Origin of the sequence: Enterobacteriaceae endosymbiont of Donacia cincticornis, assembly GCF_012568845.1 — a bacterium.
Classification (GTDB): domain Bacteria; phylum Pseudomonadota; class Gammaproteobacteria; order Enterobacterales; family Enterobacteriaceae.
Window position 1 is genome coordinate 261,401 of sequence record NZ_CP046194.1, and the last position, 16,459, is coordinate 277,859.

The 16,459-nt window shown below is 21.8% G+C and carries 31 protein-coding genes; 3 read left to right on the plus strand and 28 right to left on the minus strand.

What is annotated here, in order from left to right:
- Positions 1-24 precede the first annotated feature (24 nt).
- From GJT99_RS01240 to rpsJ, 27 genes are all read right to left on the minus strand, one after another.
- Complete coding sequence (locus GJT99_RS01240) at positions 25-1,026, minus strand: DNA-directed RNA polymerase subunit alpha (protein ID WP_168893906.1); 1,002 nt, start codon at positions 1,024-1,026, stop codon at positions 25-27.
- A 28-nt stretch (positions 1,027-1,054) separates the two neighbouring features.
- Entirely contained in the window at positions 1,055-1,675 is a 621-nt protein-coding gene (gene rpsD, locus GJT99_RS01245; protein ID WP_168893907.1) for a 30S ribosomal protein S4, read from the minus strand.
- A 60-nt stretch (positions 1,676-1,735) separates the two neighbouring features.
- Positions 1,736-2,107 (minus strand): 30S ribosomal protein S11, encoded by a 372-nt coding sequence (gene rpsK, locus GJT99_RS01250; protein WP_168893908.1) that lies wholly within the window; start codon positions 2,105-2,107, stop codon positions 1,736-1,738.
- A 20-nt stretch (positions 2,108-2,127) separates the two neighbouring features.
- Complete coding sequence (rpsM, locus tag GJT99_RS01255) at positions 2,128-2,484, minus strand: 30S ribosomal protein S13 (RefSeq protein ID WP_168893909.1); 357 nt, start codon at positions 2,482-2,484, stop codon at positions 2,128-2,130.
- A gap of 59 nt (positions 2,485-2,543) precedes the next feature.
- On the minus strand, positions 2,544-2,660 hold the full coding sequence (rpmJ, locus tag GJT99_RS01260; protein ID WP_168893910.1) for a 50S ribosomal protein L36: 117 nt from the start codon (positions 2,658-2,660) through the stop codon (positions 2,544-2,546).
- A 42-nt stretch (positions 2,661-2,702) separates the two neighbouring features.
- Positions 2,703-4,031 carry a preprotein translocase subunit SecY gene (secY, locus tag GJT99_RS01265; RefSeq protein WP_168893911.1) on the minus strand — a complete coding sequence of 443 codons (1,329 nt, stop codon included), beginning with the start codon at positions 4,029-4,031 and terminating at the stop codon, positions 2,703-2,705.
- Positions 4,032-4,038: 7 nt separating this feature from the next.
- Entirely contained in the window at positions 4,039-4,467 is a 429-nt protein-coding gene (gene rplO, locus GJT99_RS01270) for a 50S ribosomal protein L15 (protein WP_168893912.1), read from the minus strand.
- 1 nt (position 4,468) lies between these two features.
- Entirely contained in the window at positions 4,469-4,648 is a 180-nt protein-coding gene (rpmD, locus tag GJT99_RS01275; protein ID WP_168893913.1) for a 50S ribosomal protein L30, read from the minus strand.
- On the minus strand, positions 4,632-5,162 hold the full coding sequence (rpsE, locus tag GJT99_RS01280; protein WP_168893914.1) for a 30S ribosomal protein S5: 531 nt from the start codon (positions 5,160-5,162) through the stop codon (positions 4,632-4,634). The genes rpmD and rpsE overlap by 17 nt, the downstream gene beginning before the upstream one ends.
- A 24-nt stretch (positions 5,163-5,186) precedes the next feature.
- Positions 5,187-5,540 carry a 50S ribosomal protein L18 gene (gene rplR / locus GJT99_RS01285; protein ID WP_168893915.1) on the minus strand — a complete coding sequence of 118 codons (354 nt, stop codon included), beginning with the start codon at positions 5,538-5,540 and terminating at the stop codon, positions 5,187-5,189.
- A gap of 30 nt (positions 5,541-5,570) precedes the next feature.
- Entirely contained in the window at positions 5,571-6,104 is a 534-nt protein-coding gene (gene rplF, locus GJT99_RS01290) for a 50S ribosomal protein L6 (RefSeq protein WP_168893916.1), read from the minus strand.
- Between the two features lie 15 nt (positions 6,105-6,119).
- The gene (rpsH, locus tag GJT99_RS01295) at positions 6,120-6,512 is read right to left on the minus strand and encodes a 30S ribosomal protein S8 (RefSeq protein WP_168893917.1); all 393 of its coding nucleotides are present in this window, start codon (positions 6,510-6,512) and stop codon (positions 6,120-6,122) included.
- A gap of 37 nt (positions 6,513-6,549) precedes the next feature.
- Positions 6,550-6,855, minus strand: a complete 306-nt coding sequence (gene rpsN, locus GJT99_RS01300) for a 30S ribosomal protein S14 (RefSeq protein WP_168893918.1) — start codon at positions 6,853-6,855, stop codon at positions 6,550-6,552.
- 14 nt (positions 6,856-6,869) lie between these two features.
- The gene (gene rplE / locus GJT99_RS01305; RefSeq protein ID WP_168893919.1) at positions 6,870-7,409 is read right to left on the minus strand and encodes a 50S ribosomal protein L5; all 540 of its coding nucleotides are present in this window, start codon (positions 7,407-7,409) and stop codon (positions 6,870-6,872) included.
- 17 nt (positions 7,410-7,426) lie between these two features.
- Entirely contained in the window at positions 7,427-7,738 is a 312-nt protein-coding gene (rplX, locus tag GJT99_RS01310; RefSeq protein WP_168893920.1) for a 50S ribosomal protein L24, read from the minus strand.
- Between the two features lie 16 nt (positions 7,739-7,754).
- On the minus strand, positions 7,755-8,126 hold the full coding sequence (gene rplN, locus GJT99_RS01315) for a 50S ribosomal protein L14 (RefSeq protein WP_168893921.1): 372 nt from the start codon (positions 8,124-8,126) through the stop codon (positions 7,755-7,757).
- A gap of 100 nt (positions 8,127-8,226) precedes the next feature.
- Entirely contained in the window at positions 8,227-8,481 is a 255-nt protein-coding gene (gene rpsQ / locus GJT99_RS01320) for a 30S ribosomal protein S17 (RefSeq protein WP_168893922.1), read from the minus strand.
- On the minus strand, positions 8,450-8,680 hold the full coding sequence (gene rpmC, locus GJT99_RS01325) for a 50S ribosomal protein L29 (RefSeq protein ID WP_168893923.1): 231 nt from the start codon (positions 8,678-8,680) through the stop codon (positions 8,450-8,452). The genes rpsQ and rpmC overlap by 32 nt, the downstream gene beginning before the upstream one ends.
- 12 nt (positions 8,681-8,692) lie before the next feature.
- Entirely contained in the window at positions 8,693-9,091 is a 399-nt protein-coding gene (rplP, locus tag GJT99_RS01330; RefSeq protein WP_168893924.1) for a 50S ribosomal protein L16, read from the minus strand.
- An 18-nt stretch (positions 9,092-9,109) separates the two neighbouring features.
- Positions 9,110-9,820, minus strand: coding sequence for a 30S ribosomal protein S3 (gene rpsC, locus GJT99_RS01335; protein ID WP_168893925.1), 711 nt, complete (start codon positions 9,818-9,820; stop codon positions 9,110-9,112).
- Between the two features lie 15 nt (positions 9,821-9,835).
- On the minus strand, positions 9,836-10,171 hold the full coding sequence (gene rplV, locus GJT99_RS01340; protein ID WP_168893926.1) for a 50S ribosomal protein L22: 336 nt from the start codon (positions 10,169-10,171) through the stop codon (positions 9,836-9,838).
- 35 nt (positions 10,172-10,206) lie between these two features.
- Positions 10,207-10,494, minus strand: a complete 288-nt coding sequence (gene rpsS, locus GJT99_RS01345; protein ID WP_168893927.1) for a 30S ribosomal protein S19 — start codon at positions 10,492-10,494, stop codon at positions 10,207-10,209.
- A gap of 20 nt (positions 10,495-10,514) precedes the next feature.
- Entirely contained in the window at positions 10,515-11,336 is an 822-nt protein-coding gene (rplB, locus tag GJT99_RS01350) for a 50S ribosomal protein L2 (RefSeq protein ID WP_168893928.1), read from the minus strand.
- 18 nt (positions 11,337-11,354) lie between these two features.
- A complete protein-coding gene (rplW, locus tag GJT99_RS01355; RefSeq protein WP_168893929.1) occupies positions 11,355-11,660 on the minus strand; it encodes a 50S ribosomal protein L23 in 306 nt (101 codons plus the stop codon).
- Positions 11,657-12,262 (minus strand): 50S ribosomal protein L4, encoded by a 606-nt coding sequence (gene rplD, locus GJT99_RS01360; protein WP_168893930.1) that lies wholly within the window; start codon positions 12,260-12,262, stop codon positions 11,657-11,659. Before rplD ends, rplW begins: the two co-directional genes overlap by 4 nt.
- A gap of 34 nt (positions 12,263-12,296) precedes the next feature.
- Positions 12,297-12,932, minus strand: a complete 636-nt coding sequence (gene rplC, locus GJT99_RS01365) for a 50S ribosomal protein L3 (protein WP_168893931.1) — start codon at positions 12,930-12,932, stop codon at positions 12,297-12,299.
- Positions 12,933-12,976: 44 nt separating this feature from the next.
- Positions 12,977-13,288 (minus strand): 30S ribosomal protein S10, encoded by a 312-nt coding sequence (gene rpsJ / locus GJT99_RS01370; protein ID WP_168821827.1) that lies wholly within the window; start codon positions 13,286-13,288, stop codon positions 12,977-12,979.
- A gap of 260 nt (positions 13,289-13,548) precedes the next feature.
- Here rpsJ and ruvX point away from each other — a divergent pair, with 260 nt between their 5' ends.
- Genes ruvX through hemW form a run of 3 tightly spaced genes read left to right on the plus strand, consistent with a single transcriptional unit; the run spans position 13,549 to position 15,734 of the window.
- Positions 13,549-13,965, plus strand: a complete 417-nt coding sequence (ruvX, locus tag GJT99_RS01375) for a Holliday junction resolvase RuvX (protein ID WP_168893932.1) — start codon at positions 13,549-13,551, stop codon at positions 13,963-13,965.
- A 56-nt stretch (positions 13,966-14,021) separates the two neighbouring features.
- Positions 14,022-14,582, plus strand: a complete 561-nt coding sequence (locus GJT99_RS01380) for a YggT family protein (RefSeq protein WP_168893933.1) — start codon at positions 14,022-14,024, stop codon at positions 14,580-14,582.
- A 3-nt stretch (positions 14,583-14,585) separates the two neighbouring features.
- Positions 14,586-15,734 carry a radical SAM family heme chaperone HemW gene (gene hemW / locus GJT99_RS01385; protein WP_168893934.1) on the plus strand — a complete coding sequence of 383 codons (1,149 nt, stop codon included), beginning with the start codon at positions 14,586-14,588 and terminating at the stop codon, positions 15,732-15,734.
- Here the strand turns inward: hemW and trmB are convergent.
- Complete coding sequence (trmB, locus tag GJT99_RS01390; protein WP_168893935.1) at positions 15,731-16,426, minus strand: tRNA (guanosine(46)-N7)-methyltransferase TrmB; 696 nt, start codon at positions 16,424-16,426, stop codon at positions 15,731-15,733. The two genes, hemW and trmB, sit on opposite strands and share 4 nt — an antisense overlap.
- Positions 16,427-16,459 lie beyond the last annotated feature (33 nt).

Genomic DNA, 16,459 nt, shown 5'->3' on the forward strand with positions numbered 1-16,459 from the left:
ATTTATTTCATCCAATTAAATTAATTATTTATTATTTGTATTTTCTGGAGGCCAATTATCTAATCTCATTCCTAATGATAATCCTCTAGAAGCTAATATATCTTTTATTTCTGTTAAAGATTTTTTACCTAAATTTGGAGTTTTTAATAATTCTACTTCTGTTTTTTGTACTAAATCACCAATTAAATGAATAAATTCAGTTTTTAAACAATTTGCAGAACGGACTGTTAATTCTAAATCATCTACTGAACGTAATAAAATAGGATCAAATTTAGGTTTTTCTTTTTTTATTTTTTTTTCTTTTTTAATATCTTCTAAGTTTACAAAAGACTCTAATTGTTTAGCTAAAATTGTAGCTGCTTTTCTAATTGCTTGTTCTGGATCTATAGTTCCATTTGTTTCTATTTCTATTATTAACTTATCTAAATCAGTTCTTTGTTTTACTCTTGCTGATTCTACATTATATATTATTCTTTTGATAGGACTAAATGATGCATCTAACAATAATTTACCTATTTTAGTATTGTTTTGAATATCATTCTCTATTCTTGTATGAGCAGCTATATATCCTCTACCTAATTCTATTTTCATTGTTATATTCAGAGACGTATTTATATTAGTAATATGACAAATAATATGATTTTTATTAATAATTTTAATATCACTACCATATTCAATATCAGATGCTTTAACTACACCAATACCTGTTTTATTTAAGGTTAAAATTACTTTTTTTTTATTATTTTCTATTTTAAAAGCTAATTGTTTTAAATTCAATAATATTTCAATAATATCTTCTTTAATACCTTCCTTAGTACTATATTCATGTAATATTCCTTCTATCTCTACTTCTGTTATTGCATATCCAGGCATAGAAGATAATAAAATACGTCTTAATGCATTTCCTAATGTATGACCAAAACCACGTTCTAAAGGTTCTAAAATAATTCTTACAGTAGATTTGTTAATATGTTGTATATCTACTAATTTAGGTTTTAAAAATTCTGTTACGGAATTTTGATCCATTTATATACTCTCTTTCTCTTATTTAAAATTATTTTGAATATAATTCAATAATTAAATGTTCATTAATATCTGCAGGTAAATCAGAACGTTCAGGAAGACGTTTAAAAATTCCTTCCATTTTTTTACTATTAACTTCTAACCAACTAGATTTTTCTCTTTGAGAAAATAAATCTAATGATGCATTAATTCTTAATTGTTTTTTAGATTTTTCACATATAGAAATTTTATTATTAATAGATACTTGATAAGAAGCTATATTAACAATATTATCGTTAACTTTTACAGATTTATGAGAAATTAATTGTCTAGATTCAGCTCTTGTTACTCCAAAACCCATTCTATAAACTACATTATCTAATCTTTTTTCTAGTAAACATAATAAATTAAATCCAGTATTTCCTTTAATACTTGATGCTTTTTTATAATAATTGTGAAATTGACGTTCTAATATACCATATAATCTACGTAATTTTTGTTTTTCTCTTAATTGAATACCATAATCAGATAATCTAGATTTTTTAAAACCATGTTGTCCTGGAGCTTGTTCTAATTTACATTTAGTATCAATAGAACGTGCATTAGATTTTAAAAATAAATCAGTTCCTTCTCGTCTACATAATTTTAATTTTGGTCCTAAATATTTAGCCATTATATTTTCCTAAAATATTTAAATTAAATTTAAAATGTAATTATAAAACAATAAGTTATTTTATACTCTTCTTTTTTTTGGTGGTCTACATCCATTATGTGGTATAGGTGTAACATCTGTAATATTTGTAATTTTAAAACCAGCATTATTTAATGCTCTAATAGTAGATTCTCTCCCTGGACCAGGACCTTTTACTATAATTTCTAAATTTTTAATACCATAATTTTTAACAATTTCAGCACATTTTTCTGCAGCTACTTGTGCTGCAAAAGGAGTAGATTTTCTAGATCCTCTAAAACCAGATCCTCCAGCTGTAGCACATCCTAAAGAATTACCTTTTCTATCTGTAATAGTAACAATAGTATTGTTAAAAGAAGCATGTATATGTGCTATACCATCTAATATTTGTTTTTTTAAATTTTTTTTTTTCATTGTATATACCTATAATAATTTTATTTTTTTATATATTTATGTATCTTTTTTCTAGTACGTGCATTAGTTTTAGTACGTTGTCCTCGAACAGGTAATCCTTTTTTATGACGTAATCCTCTATAACATCCTAGATCAACTAATCTTTTAATATTTAAATTGATACTTCTTCTTAGATCTCCTTCTATTTTAAATTTAGATATAGCATTTCTTAATAAATCTATTTTTTCTTTTGTAAGATTATTAATTTTAATATTTTGAGAAATATTTGTTATTTTACATATATAAATCGCATTAGATGTCCCAATACCATAAATATTTTTTAAAGCAATTATTATGCGTTTATTATCAGGAATATTAACTCCAGCTATACGAATCATTTTATATCCTTTAATATTATAAATTATTGTACATATATGAAATTATAAAATTGATTTAGTTATCCTTGACGTTGTTTATGTTTAGGATCTGTTTTACAAAAAACATGTATTATTCTTTTTCTACGAATAATTTTACAATTACGACATATTTTTTTAATTGAAGTACGAACTTTCATTTTATTATATTTCCAAAATATTATTATATTTTTTTTATAAAATTAACTTTTAAAATTTATTTTTTTAAGTATAGACTCATACTGAGTAGACATAATTAATGTTTGAATTTGTGTTATAAAATCTATAATTACAACTATTACTATAAGTAATGATGTGCCACTAAAATAAAACGGGATAGTAATAATACTACGTAAAAATTCAGGAAAGAGACATATAAATGTGATATACAAACTTCCAGTGCATGTTAATCGCATAAGTATTTTTTTAATATATTTAGCCGTTTGTTTTCCTGGACGAATACCAGAAATATAAGCTCCTGATTTTTTTAAATTATCTGAAGTTTCTTCAGGATTAAAAACTAAAAGAGTATAAAAAAAACAAAAAAATACAATTGCTGATATATATAATATCATATAAATAGGTTGTTTTGGTTGTAAAGAAATAGAAATATTTTTTATCCAACTATAATCAGTAATATTACTAAACCATGCAAATATTGTAGAAATAAATAAAATAATACTAGAAGAAAATATTGCAGGTATTACTCCAGACATATTAATTTTTAATGGTAAATGAGTATTTTGTTGTGTATTATACATTTGTCTTCCATAATATCTTCTAGCATATTGTACTACTATTTTCCTTTGTCCCTTTTCTATAAAAACAATAAATAAAGTAATAAAAAATATAAATAATAATAATACTAAAATAGTAAAAAAATTTAAATTTCCTATTTTTATTTGTGAAATAATTTGATTTACTGTAGAAGGTAAAGCAGCTAATATTCCTACTACTATGATAATGGAAACTCCATTACCAATACCTCTTTTTGTAATTTGTCTACCTAACCACATTAGAAATGTAGTACCAGTAATTAAACTTAAAATAGAAATTATATAAAAATAAAAATCTATATGTATTACTAAATTATTCATACCTGGAATATGAGATAATCCAATAGTTATTCCAATTGCTTGAATTATAGATAAAATTAATGTACTATATTTGGTATATTTATTAATTTTTTTTTTACCAGCATCACCTTCTTTTTTTAAAGCTATAAAAAAGGGATTAATTGATGTTAGGATTTGTATTATAATAGATGCAGATATATAAGGCATAACTCCTAAAGCGAAAATTGAAGCTCTACTTAATGCTCCACCAGAGAACATATTAAACATATCAATAATAGTACCATGTTGTTTAAGAATTAGTGCATGTAAAACACTTGTATTAATTCCTGGAATTGGTATAAATGAACCTATTCGGAAAATAATAATAGAACTTATAAAAAAAATAAATCTTTTTCTTAATTCAATAAAACCATTTTTAGTACTTTGGAAATTTATTTGATTAAATGATTTAATCATTTACTTTTTATTCCTCAATTATTCCGCCTAATTTTTTAATAATTATTTTGACATTTTTTGTACAATTTAATTTAATAATTTTTTTAGGAGTATTTATATTTCCTTTATTAATAATTTTAATATATTTAATTTTTTTCTTAATTATTTTAGCTGATTTTAAAATATTTAAATCAACATAACTTCCATCTATTTTATTTAAATCACTTAATCTAATTTCTTGAGAAAAAATTTTTTTTTTTGATCTAAAACCAAATTTAGGTAATCTTCTATGTAATGGAGTTTGTCCTCCTTCAAAAGATTTATTAATATTATAACCAGAACGAGATTTTTGTCCTTTATGACCTCTTCCACTAGTTTTTCCTTTACCTGAACCTATTCCCCTTCCTAATCTTTTTTTATTATTTTTAATTTTAGAAAATAAATTATTTAAATACATATTAATGTATAACCTTAATCATGTAAGAAATTTTTTTAATCATACCTAAAATACTAGATGTGTTATTTTTTATAATAGTATGTCCAATATGTTTTAGTCCTAAACTAATTAAAATTGCTTTATGTTTAGGTAATCTACCTATAGCACTTTTAATTTGTATAATTTTAATTTTTTTTAACACTGTTTATATTCCTTTTTATTTCTTCTATAGTTTTATTTCTTTTAGCTGCAATCATTTTTAATGAATGTATATTAGATAAACCTTTAATTGTTGCTTTAACGATATTTATTGGATTAGTTGATCCATATGCTTTAGCTAAAACATTATAAATTCCTACAACTTCTAATACTGCTCTCATTGCTCCTCCTGCTATAATACCAGTTCCTTCTGATGCAGGTTGTATAAAAACAAATGAACCAGTATGATGTCCTTTAATAGGATATTGTATCGTATTATTTTTTATAAAAATATTAATCATATTTTTTTTAGCTTTTTCCATAGCTTTTTGTATCGCACTAGGTACTTCTTTTGCTTTACCATATCCAAAACCAATTCTTCCTTTACCATTACCTACTACTGTTAGAGCTGTAAAAGAAAAAATACGTCCCCCTTTTACAGTTTTAGAAACTCTATTAATAGTAATTAATTTCTCTTTTAATTCATTATTTTTATTTTTATCATTATAAATATTCATAAATATTTTTCTTTTAAAAATTAATTAAAAATTTAAACCTGTATCACGTGCAGAATTTGCCAATGCTTTAATACGTCCGTGATATTTAAATCCAGATCGATCAAATGATACACTTAAAATACCTTTTTTAATAGATCTTTTTGCTATTTTGGTCCCAATTAAAATTGCAGCTTTAATATTTCCAGTATAAGTTAATTTTTTTTTTATTTTTTTTTCTAATGTTGAAGCTGTTATTAAAATTTTATTATCTATAGAAATTATTTGTGCATATATATGGCGTGAAGTACGATGTACTGATAAACGTATATGTTTAAATTTTTGTAAATTTTTACGAAATTTAGTAGCTCTACGCATACGAGAAATTTTTTTTGTATTCATAATTATATTTTAAAAACCTTATTTTAAATATTATTTTTTTTTGGCTTCTTTTATTTTTATTATTTCATAACTATAACGAATACCTTTTCCTTTATATGGTTCTGGAGGACGATAAGACCTGATATTTGCTGCTACTTGACCTAATAATTGTTTATCTATTCCTTTTAAAATAATTTCATTTTGATTTAAACATTTGCCAATAATACCATTAGGTATGGTATACAATATTGTATGTGAAAAACCTATCATTAAATGTAATATATTTTTTTCAAGAGAAAATTTATAACCTACTCCAAATAATATTAATTTTTTTTGAAAACCTTTTATAATTCCAATAATCATTGAATTTACTAAAGAACGAACTGTTCCTGCTTGTGCCCATCCATTTTTACATTTTATTTTTGGTTTAAATGATATTTTATTATTATTTAAAATAATATTAACATTTTTATTAAATGTATTTTTTAATATTTTATTATTACTTAATACACTTACTGTTTGTTTATTCACAATAATTTTTATATTATCTGGAATAATAATTAATTTTTTTGCTATTCTAGACATTATTTCATATACCTCTTAAGAAACATAACATATAATCTCACCACCTAATCCATACTGTCTTGCATAATAATCAGTCATTAATCCTTTAGATGTTGAAACTATAGCAATACCTAAACCAGCTATTACCTTAGGTAAAAATCTTTTTTTTTTATAGATTCTTAATCCTGGACGACTAATGCAATTTATTTTTTCTATTACACCTTTTCCTTTGAAATATTTTAAATGAATTTCTAATAAAATATTATTTTTATTAATAATACTAAGATTTTTTATATATCCTTCTGATTTTAAAATTTGGGCAATAGCATTTTTAAATTTTGAATATTGCATAATAATTTTAGATTTATTTGATAGTTGTCCATTACGTATACGTGTAAACATATCTGCTACTGGATTTTGTATACTCATATTAATATAATCCTATGTTTTTAAAAATATTATAAAATTACCAACTAGATTTTTTTAATCCTGGAATATCTCCTTTCATCGCAGCTTCTCTTAATTTAATTCTGCTCAATCCAAATTTTCTTAAAAATGCATGGGGACGACCAGTTAATTTACATCTATTTCTTTGTCTTGATAAACTAGAATCTCTAGGAAGAGATTGTAGTTTAAAAATAGCATCTAAACGAGATTTATTAGATGTATTTATATTAGAAATTATTTTTTTTAATTTTTGCCTTTTTAAAAAAAATTTCTTTCCTAATTTTATACGTTTTAATTCACGCATTTGAATAGATTTTTTTGTCATTTAAAATCCTTAATTTATAATTTAAATGGAAAATTAAATGCATTAAATAATGCATAACTTTCTTGATTCGAAATTTTATTAGTAGTTATTGTAATATCTAAACCTCTAATATAATCTATTTTATCAAAATTAATTTCTGGGAAAATTATTTGTTCTTTTATACCAATACTATAATTACCATTTTTATCAAAAGATTTTTTAGATAAACCTCTAAAATCTCTAATTCTAGGAAGAACTATTAATAATAAACGATCAAAAAAACTCCACATTTTTTTTTTTCTTAACGTAACTTTACATCCGATAGGATATCCTTTTCTTATTTTAAAACTAGCTATAGATTTACGTGCTTTTGTTATTATAGGTTTTTGTCCACTAATAAGTGTTAAATCGTTGATAGCATTATCTAAATTTTTTTTATCAAGAATAGCTTTACCTACTCCCATATTTAAAGTAATTTTTTTTATACAAGGAACTTGCATAACAGAAGTATATTTAAATTCTAGTATTAATTTTTTAATGATTTTTTTTTTATAAAAACTATATAATTTTAACATTTAATATCATCTTTAATTTATTTTAAATTTTTATTATTAGATTTAAAAAATCTCTTTTTAATCCCTTTTTCATATTTAATTTTTATTTTATCTGCTTTATTTTTTTCAATATTAAAAATAGCTATATTAGAAATATGAATTGCAGCTTCTTTTTCTATAATTCCACCTGTATGTGATATTGCAGGATTAGGTTTACTATGTTTTTTTATAATATTTATACCTTTTACTATTACAAATTTTTTTTTTATAAAACATTTAATTAAACCTCTTTTCCCTTTATCTTTTCCTTTTAGAATAACTACTTCATCATTACAATGTAATTTATTCATATATTTACTCATTGATTTAAATAACTTCTGGAGCTAATGAAATAATTTTCATAAATTTTTCATTTCTTAACTCTCTAGTAATTGGACCAAAAATTCTTGTACCAATTAATTGTTCATTAGTATCATTTAATAATACACATGAATTATGGTCAAAACGTATTATTGAACCATCAAAACGTCTTATGCCTTTTTTAGTTCTAACAATGACTGCTTTTAATACATCACCTTTTTTTACTTTACCTCTAGGAATTGCATCTTTTATAGTAACTTTAATAATATCTCCAATATTAGCATAACGACGTCTTGATCCACCTAATACTTTAATACACATAACATTTTTAGCACCAGAATTATCTGCAACATTTAATATTGTATGTTCTTGTATCATATATTTTTTATCTTTTTTTACTGTAAATAATTTTATGAAATTGTTACAATAATATACATTATAAATTTTATAAAAATTTGTTTAAAATAGAATTTTATAATCAAATTATAGATTTTTTAATAATTTTAATTAAAATCCAAGATTTGGTTTTAGATAGTGGACGAGATTCTTTAATTTCAACTAAATCTCCGATATTACATTTGTTTTTTTCATCATGTACATGTAATTTTGTAGTACGATTAATATATTTTCCATATACAGGATGTTTTACTAATTTAGTAATGTGAACAACGATAGATTTTTGCATTTTATTACTTATAACCTTACCTTTTAAGGTTTTCATTCTTTTTTGCATAAATTTTTAATCCTTTTTTTCTTTGTGATAGAATTGTTTTTATTCTTGCAATATTTTTTCTTGATTTTTTTAATAAATGAGTATGTTTTAAGTTTTTTGATGCTAATTGTATTTTTAAATTAAATTGTTCTCTAGATAAACTTAATAGTTCATTTTTTAATTCTTTATTTTTTAGTTTTAAAAGATCACTTATTTTCATATAATATATATTTTATTTTTTTAAAAAAATTGTTTGAACAGATAATTTTGCTGCACCTAATCTTAAAGCTTTATGTGCAATTTCTTCTGTAATTCCGTCAATTTCATATAAAATTCTTCCTGGTTGAATTAAAGCTACCCAATATTCGACATTACCTTTACCTTTCCCCATTCTTACTTCTAAAGGTTTTTCTGTAATAGGTTTATCAGGAAAAATTCTAATCCATATTTTTCCTTGTCTTTTCATAGCATGGCTAATAGCTCTTCTTGCAGATTCTATTTGTTTAGAAGTAATTCTCCCCCTTTCAATAGCTTTTAAAGCATAAATACCAAAATGAATATTCATGTTTATAACTCCACGATTTCTTCCCTTTTGCATTTTCCTAAATTTTGTACGTTTTGGTTGTAACATTATATTAATCTCCTTTTTTTATTTTCGTCCCTTATTTTTTTGTATTTTATAAGAATGATGTGTAATACTTTTTGTAAAAGTTGTTTTTTTTTTAAAAGTATTTTCTAATATTTCTCCTTTAAAAATCCAAACTTTTACTCCTATTATACCATAGGTAGTATGTGCTTCTGATAAACTAAAATCGATATCTGCTCTTAAAGTATGTAATGGTACTCTACCTTCTCTATACCATTCTGTACGTGCGATTTCTGTTCCTCCTAAACGACCACTAACTTCTACTTTGACACCTTTTGCTCCTAATCTTATAGAATTTTGTACTGCTCTTTTCATAACTCTTCTAAACATAATTCTTTTTTCTAGTTGTGCAGATATAATATCAGCTACTAATTTTGCTTCTAATTCTGGTTTTCTAACTTCTGTTATATTCACTTGCACAGGTACTTTAGTAATTTTATATATTATTTTCCTAAGTTTTTCTACATCTTCACCTTTTTTTCCTATAACTATTCCAGGACGTGCTGTATGAATATTTACTCTAATACTTTTAGATGGTCTTTCTATTATAATTTTAGAAACAGATGCTTTTGCTAATTTTTTTTTTAAAAATTTTCTTACTTGAAAATCACTATATAAATAATTAGCATAATCTTTTTTATTGGCGTACCAAATAGAATTCCATATTTTTGTTATTCCTAATCTTAAACCATTAGGATGTGTTTTTTGTCCCATTTATATTTTCCTTAATTAAGAATTATCTGTTAAAATAATAGTAATATGACTTGTGTATTTTAAAATTCTATCTGATCTACCTTTAGCTCTAGGCATAATACGTTTCATATTTGTACCTAAATCTATATATATTTTTTTTATAAATAAATTATCAATATCTAATCCATAATTATGTTCGGCATTAGATATAGCTGAATTTAATGTTTTTTTTATTAAAAAAGCAGATTTTTTATTTGAAAAATTTAAAATATCCAGAGCTTTAGATATTTTTTCTCCTCTAATAAGATTAGCTATAAGTCTTAATTTTTGTGCAGAAGAAGGAGCATATTTATATTTTGATAAAATTTCCATTTTTTTTACTCATTTTATAAACAAAATTTATATTTTTATTTTTTTAAAGTTTTTTTTATTTTTTTATCAGCTGTATGTCCTCTATATGTACGTGTAGGAGAAAATTCACCTAATTTATGGCCAACCATCTCATTAGTAATATATATTGGAATATGTTGACGACCATTATGTACTGCTATAGTTAATCCGATCATATTTGGAAATATAGTGGAACGTCTAGACCATGTTTTTAATGGTTTTTTATCTTTATTTATTATTGCTTTTTCAATTTTTTTAAATAAATGTTTATCTATAAAAGGACCTTTTTTCAAGGAACGAGACATTACTGATTACCTTTTTTATATTAAATAGTACGATGTTTTATAATATATTTATTTGTTCTTTTATTTTTTCTGGTTTTTTTACCTTTTGTTTTAACTCCCCAAGGAGTAACAGGATGTTTACCAAAATTTTTACCTTCTCCCCCCCCGTGGGGATGATCTATAGGATTCATTGCAGTTCCTCTAACTGTAGGTCTTATACCTTTCCAACGTTTTGCTCCTGCTTTACCAAATGATTTTAACATATGTTCATTATTACCAATTTCACCTAGTGTAGCTCGACAATCAGATTTAATTTTACGAATTTCTCCAGATTTTAATCTTAAAGTTATATAAGATTTTTCTTTTGCTATTAATTGTACATATGTTCCGGCAGCTCTAGCTATTTGTCCACCTTTTCCAGGTTTCATTTCTACATTATGTAAAATAGTACCTACTGGAATATTTTTCATAGGTAAAGTGTTACCTATTTTAATATTAATATTTTTTCCCGATTTGACTATATCACCAATTTTTAAATTTTTGGGAGATAAAATATATTTTCTTACACCATCTTTATATTTAATTAACGCAATATTAGCAGAACGATTTGGATCATATTCTATATGTTCTACTATAGCAGGAATATTATCTTTATTTCTTTTAAAATCTATAATACGATATAATTTTTTATGTCCTCCTCCAATATGACGAGTTGTAATTCTACCATTATTATTTCTTCCCCCTGATTTATATTTTTTTTCTAGTTGAGGATAAAATGGTTTTCCTTTATATAAAAGGTTATTAACAACTTTAACCATATGTCTTCTACCAGGAGATGTAGGTTTATATTTTTTAATTGTCATTTTTTAAAAATTTAATCCTTAAAAATTTTTATTTGTATTAAAATTAATTTTTTGATTTTTTTCTAACATTATATATGCTTTTTTCCAACTTTTTTTTTTAAATATATATTTTTTATTTTTTTTACTTTTCCCTTTAACAATTAAAGTATTAATATTTTTTACTTTTATATTAAACATTTTTTGTATTACTTTTTTAATATCTATTTTATTTGCTTGTTTTAAAACTTTAATAACTATTGTATTTGTTTTTTCTGCAATAAAAGAAGATTTTTCAGATGTATATGGTCCTTGAATAATTTTAAAATCAGATTCTTTTAAATTCATTTTAATATCTCTTCTATATGTTTAATTGCACTAACAGTTATAATTATTTTATGATAATTAATTAAATCAATAGGACTAATATTAATTGAATTTGTAATTTTAATATTATATAAATTACGAGATGCTAAAAATAAATTTTGATTAATTAATGTTGTAATAATCATTATTTTTTTTGATGAATATTTTTTTAATTTCACAATTAAAGTTTTAGTTTTCGGTTCTTTTATAAGAAAATTTTTTACTAAAATTATTCTATTTTCTTTAATTAATTTTGAAAAAATACTTTTTAGTGCATTACGAAACATTTTTTTATTAATTTTTTTATTATAAATTTTATTTTTTGCTGCAAAAGTTACACCTCCAGAACGCCAAATAGGACTTTTTACAGATCCTGCTCTTGCTTTTCCTGTTCCTTTTTGTTTCCATGGTTTTTTATTAGATCCTTTAACTTCTCCTTTTGTTTTTTGTGATTTAGTACCTTGTCTACCTATTGTCCTATAAGATTCTACAACCTGATGTATTAGTGTTTTGTTATAATTCCTATTAAAAATAATATTTGAAACTATAACTGTATCTTTTGTATCTTCTGTTATAATTTCCATTTTGATCCTAAAATTAATATATTTTATTATTTGATTAAGTTTTTATTGCTGGTTTTACAATAACATTACTACCAGTGTAACCAGGTACAGCACCTTTTATAAGTAATAAGTTTTTAATAAAATCTAATTTTATAATATGTAGATTTTGTATAGTAATTTTTTTATTACCTAATTGACCCGCCATTTTTTTACCCTTAAATACTTTACCTGGAGTTTGATTTTGTCCAATAGATCCAGGAACTCTATGTGAGAGAGAATTTCCGTGGCTAGAATCTTGTGTTTTAAAATTCCATCTTTTAACAGTACCTGAAAATCCTTTTCCTTTTGATATACCAGTAACATCTACTTTAACTATTTGTTTAAAAATATCAATATTAATATTTTGACCTACAAAAAATTTGTTTATATTATATTCTTGAATATGATATTCCCATAAAATAGAACCAGCTGTAGTTTTTGCTTTTAAAAAATGTCCTATTTCAGATTTTTTAACATGACTAGTTTTTTTAAAACCTGTAGTCATTTGAATCGCATTATATCCATCATTTAAAACAGTTTTAATTTGAGTTACACGTATATTTTCAAATTGTATAACAGTTATTGGAATAGATGAACCTTCTTTAGTAAAAATTCTAGTCATTCCCATTTTTTTACCCATTAATCCAATCATATATTATATACTCCACTCCATTATTATAGTTTTAATATGTTTTATTAACCTAAACTAATTTGTACATCAACCCCAGCTGCTAAATCTAATCTCATTAATGCATCTACAGTTTTTTCTGTGGGTTCTATAATATCGACTAAACGTTTATGAGTACGAATTTCATATTGATCTCTAGCATCTTTATCTACATGAGGAGAAATCAATATTGTAAATTTTTCTTTACGAGTAGGTAAAGGTATAGGACCACGAACTTGAGCACCAGTACGCTTAGCAGTTTCAACGATTTCCGCTGTTGATTGATCAATTAAACGATGATCAAAAGCTTTAAGACGAATACGGATCCTTTGGTTCTGCATTAGACCAGAATCTCCTATTTTAAATATTAAAATAACTCTCTATAAAATATATATATTGAGAGAACCTATTATGATGTTACCAAAAATAATTATATTATGACTGATAAAGTATAAATAAAGCAATATTTTTCATTTATAAAATAAAAAAAACTATTTAAAATAAAATTTTATTTCAGTATAATTTATAATTTAGTAATTATACAATATAATATTATTTATAAAAATTTATATATTTAACACATAAAAAGAATATTAATAATATGACACTATTAGCTTTTGATTATGGAACTAAAAATATAGGTGTTGCAGTAGGTCAAAGTTTTATACGTATAGCACACACATTAAAAACCATTAAAAATAAAAAATCAGGAGCTATTAATTGGACTAAATTTAGTGTTTTATTTAATCAATGGAAACCAAAAAAAATTATAATTGGTTTACCATTACAAATGGATGGTAGTCAACAATATATAACTATATTAGTTAAAAAATTTGCTTTTCATATAAGAAGAAAATTTAATATTAATAATATAGAATTTCATGATGAAAGATTAAGTACAATTGAAGCAAAATATATTTTATTTTCTACAGGAGGTTGGAAAAAATTAAAAAAAAGCGATATAAATTCTTTATCAGCATCAATTATTTTACAAAGTTGGTTTGAAAATAATAAATAAAAATTCTAATTAAATAAAATTTTCTTATAAATATACTTTATATATTTGAGGTTTTTATGGTTAAAATTATATGTTTATGTAAACATTTAATGGAACTTATAATATTGTTTTTTTTGTTAAGATTATGGATTTTTTATTCTATAAATAATTACTATAATACCTTTATAAGGTTTATTGTTACTTTTACAGATATATTATTAAAATATATTAAAAAATTTTTACCTATAAAACAAAATAATGAATTATTAACTATAATAGTTATTTTATTTTTTTTATTTTTTAAATATCCAATATTAATATTTTTACAACATAGAAATTTATTTCATAAAAATATAATTATTTATATATTTATTAGTATATTAACTTTATTTAAAATTATTGGATTTTTATTATTTTATATAATTACTATATATTTAATATTAAACTTTATTAATTTAAGATTTGAAAATCTTAATGAAATTTTAGAAATATTTATAAATCAAATCTATTTATTTATAAAAATAATATGTCCTAATATTTATTATTTAAATATTTTTTTATTTATTATTAATATAATATTATATTTATTAAATAATTTATTAATGGATTTATTTCCGCAATTTTGGTTTTTAATTTAAAATATGATAAATTTTAATAAACATTATAGTTTGTATATTCATATACCATGGTGTCTCAAAAAATGTCCTTATTGTGATTTTTTTTCTAAAATTTTTTTAAGAAAAAATAAAAAAATACAATTTCAATATATTACTAGTTTATTATTAGATTTAGAAAAAACTTTATCTTTTTTTAAAAAAAAAATTTATATTAAAAGTATTTTTTTTGGTGGGGGTACACCTAGTTTAATATATGAAAAATATATATCTTTTCTTTTACAAGAAATAAGAAAAAAAGTTTATATGTCTAAATTAGTTGAAATCACTATTGAAATAAATCCAAATTCTATTTCGGAAAATAAAATTATCAATTATATAAATAATGGTATTAATCGTTTTTCTATTGGGGTTCAAAGTTTTAATAATAAAAATTTAAAAAATTTAGGTAGATTACATTCTTCAGAAGAAGCAATTAATGCTATTAATATTTTAAAAAAAAATAATATTTCTAATTTTAATATAGATATAATGTATGGCATACCAGGACAATCATTAAATAATTCATATCAAGATTTATGTAAAGCTATTTTTTTTAAACCTAGTCATATTTCATGGTATCAACTTACTATTGAAAAAAATACTATTTTTGAAAAAAAAAAACCAAAAAATTTATTAAATAATGATATTTTATGGAAAATGTTTTTGCAAGGTAAAAAAATTTTTTCTCGAAATAAATATTTTCAATATGAAATTTCATCTTTTGTAAAAGATGATAAATATAGATGTAGACATAATTTAAATTATTGGTATTTTGGTAATTATTTAGGTATTGGATGTAATGCACATAGTAAAATAACTTTATTTAATAATAAAATTATTAGAATTATTAAAAATAATAATATTCAACAATATATGAATGGAAATTTTATTAGTTCTATACATACACTCTTATATAAAGATAAAATATTTGAGTTTTTTTTAAATCGTTTTAGATTATACAAAAAAATTTATAAAAAAGAATTTATAGAATTAACTGGTATAAAAATAAAAAATATTACATCTTTAATTAATAAAGCATTAAAATTTTCTTATTTAAAAGAAGATGATAATTTTTGGTATATAACAAATAAAGGTCACTTATATTTAAATGATTTATTAGAAATTTTTATTTAAAAAATTAGTTTTTTTTTATATTCTATGTGGTAAATATTTTTTTTCTTTTCTTTTGCTTTATTTGAAAAATTAGTAGTTAATGAAAATAAATTAAAATTCTTATACATATGTTTATAACAACTAGATTTTTTTAAAAAAAAATAATTTTTATTTAAATCTTCTATATCAGAAATAATTTTTTTTTTATAATTATCACAATCGGTGACTATATATAATATACCGTTATCTATTAATTTTGAATAAATAATTTTTAAGAAATTTTTTTTTAATAATCTTCTTTTTTGATGTTTTATTTTTGGCCATGGATCAGGAAAATATAATTGAATTATTTTAATTGAATAATTTGGTATCATATTTTTTAATACAAAAAACACATCATAATAAATTAATTTTAAATTTTTAATTTTATATTGAATAATTTTTTTTAAACATTTAACGATACTTGGTAAGTATACTTCTATTCCAATAAAATTATATTGAATATTATTCATAACAATATCAATCATATTATTATCCATTCCAAAACCAATATCAATTATTATTGGTAATGTATTATTAAATATTTTATTAAAATTTATTAATTTATTTTTATAATTAATACTAAAATAATTAAAATATTGATCAAAAAATATTTTTTTAGATTTTTTTAATTTTCTAAAACGACAATTAAAACTTCTAATATGAAAATTCATATAATTTATATATGTATTAATTATTAATTAATA

Coding starts and splice junctions, on each gene's coding strand:
- GJT99_RS01240 (WP_168893906.1), bottom strand. CDS start 1,026: ATGGATCAAAATTCCGTAACAGAATTTTTAAAACCTAAATTAGTAGAT.
- rpsD (WP_168893907.1), bottom strand. CDS start 1,675: ATGGCTAAATATTTAGGACCAAAATTAAAATTATGTAGACGAGAAGGA.
- rpsK (WP_168893908.1), bottom strand. CDS start 2,107: ATGAAAAAAAAAAATTTAAAAAAACAAATATTAGATGGTATAGCACAT.
- rpsM (WP_168893909.1), bottom strand. CDS start 2,484: ATGATTCGTATAGCTGGAGTTAATATTCCTGATAATAAACGCATAATA.
- rpmJ (WP_168893910.1), bottom strand. CDS start 2,660: ATGAAAGTTCGTACTTCAATTAAAAAAATATGTCGTAATTGTAAAATT.
- secY (WP_168893911.1), bottom strand. CDS start 4,031: ATGATTAAATCATTTAATCAAATAAATTTCCAAAGTACTAAAAATGGT.
- rplO (WP_168893912.1), bottom strand. CDS start 4,467: ATGTATTTAAATAATTTATTTTCTAAAATTAAAAATAATAAAAAAAGA.
- rpsE (WP_168893914.1), bottom strand. CDS start 5,162: ATGAATATTTATAATGATAAAAATAAAAATAATGAATTAAAAGAGAAA.
- rplR (WP_168893915.1), bottom strand. CDS start 5,540: ATGAATACAAAAAAAATTTCTCGTATGCGTAGAGCTACTAAATTTCGT.
- rplF (WP_168893916.1), bottom strand. CDS start 6,104: ATGTCTAGAATAGCAAAAAAATTAATTATTATTCCAGATAATATAAAA.
- rpsH (WP_168893917.1), bottom strand. CDS start 6,512: ATGAGTATACAAAATCCAGTAGCAGATATGTTTACACGTATACGTAAT.
- rpsN (WP_168893918.1), bottom strand. CDS start 6,855: ATGACAAAAAAATCTATTCAAATGCGTGAATTAAAACGTATAAAATTA.
- rplE (WP_168893919.1), bottom strand. CDS start 7,409: ATGTTAAAATTATATAGTTTTTATAAAAAAAAAATCATTAAAAAATTA.
- rplX (WP_168893920.1), bottom strand. CDS start 7,738: ATGAATAAATTACATTGTAATGATGAAGTAGTTATTCTAAAAGGAAAA.
- rplN (WP_168893921.1), bottom strand. CDS start 8,126: ATGATACAAGAACATACAATATTAAATGTTGCAGATAATTCTGGTGCT.
- rpsQ (WP_168893922.1), bottom strand. CDS start 8,481: ATGCAAAAAAGAATGAAAACCTTAAAAGGTAAGGTTATAAGTAATAAA.
- rpmC (WP_168893923.1), bottom strand. CDS start 8,680: ATGAAAATAAGTGATCTTTTAAAACTAAAAAATAAAGAATTAAAAAAT.
- rplP (WP_168893924.1), bottom strand. CDS start 9,091: ATGTTACAACCAAAACGTACAAAATTTAGGAAAATGCAAAAGGGAAGA.
- rpsC (WP_168893925.1), bottom strand. CDS start 9,820: ATGGGACAAAAAACACATCCTAATGGTTTAAGATTAGGAATAACAAAA.
- rplV (WP_168893926.1), bottom strand. CDS start 10,171: ATGGAAATTTTATCAAAATATAAATATGCTCCTTCTTCTGCACAAAAA.
- rpsS (WP_168893927.1), bottom strand. CDS start 10,494: ATGTCTCGTTCCTTGAAAAAAGGTCCTTTTATAGATAAACATTTATTT.
- rplB (WP_168893928.1), bottom strand. CDS start 11,336: ATGACAATTAAAAAATATAAACCTACATCTCCTGGTAGAAGACATATG.
- rplW (WP_168893929.1), bottom strand. CDS start 11,660: ATGAATTTAAAAGAATCTGATTTTAAAATTATTCAAGGACCATATACA.
- rplD (WP_168893930.1), bottom strand. CDS start 12,262: ATGGAAATTATAACAGAAGATACAAAAGATACAGTTATAGTTTCAAAT.
- rplC (WP_168893931.1), bottom strand. CDS start 12,932: ATGATTGGATTAATGGGTAAAAAAATGGGAATGACTAGAATTTTTACT.
- rpsJ (WP_168821827.1), bottom strand. CDS start 13,288: ATGCAGAACCAAAGGATCCGTATTCGTCTTAAAGCTTTTGATCATCGT.
- ruvX (WP_168893932.1), top strand. CDS start 13,549: ATGACACTATTAGCTTTTGATTATGGAACTAAAAATATAGGTGTTGCA.
- GJT99_RS01380 (WP_168893933.1), top strand. CDS start 14,022: ATGGTTAAAATTATATGTTTATGTAAACATTTAATGGAACTTATAATA.
- hemW (WP_168893934.1), top strand. CDS start 14,586: ATGATAAATTTTAATAAACATTATAGTTTGTATATTCATATACCATGG.
- trmB (WP_168893935.1), bottom strand. CDS start 16,426: ATGAATTTTCATATTAGAAGTTTTAATTGTCGTTTTAGAAAATTAAAA.